This is a genomic window from Halostella sp. PRR32, assembly GCF_034808085.1.
GTDB classification, from domain to species: domain Archaea; phylum Halobacteriota; class Halobacteria; order Halobacteriales; family Natronoarchaeaceae; genus Halostella; species Halostella pelagica.
Window position 1 is genome coordinate 1 of record NZ_JAXHGL010000164.1, and the last position, 263, is coordinate 263.

Sequence of the window (263 nt, forward strand, 5' to 3'; positions counted from 1 at the left end):
CACGCTCGCGTGCGGCCCGGACGCTTCCACGACGGCGACGCTCGGCAGCGCGCCCGCGTTCGAGAGCGACACGCCGACCGCGCTCGACTCGCCCGCGACGATGCCGCCCTGCTCCGCGTCCGCTGGCGCGACGCTGTCGAACCCGAGGGTCGTCCCGCCCGTCGCGAGCACCATCGACACCGTCGCGGCGACGACGACGACCAGCACGCTCGCCACGAGGAGCACTCGGACGTCGTACCCGTCGGCACGCCCGACCGGCCGCT

The 263-nt window shown here is 75.7% G+C and carries 1 protein-coding gene; it reads right to left on the minus strand.

Annotated features, from left to right (window positions below):
• Positions 1-263: hypothetical protein (locus SM753_RS20760; RefSeq protein ID WP_323192948.1), on the minus strand; the 263-nt coding region annotated here is incomplete at both ends.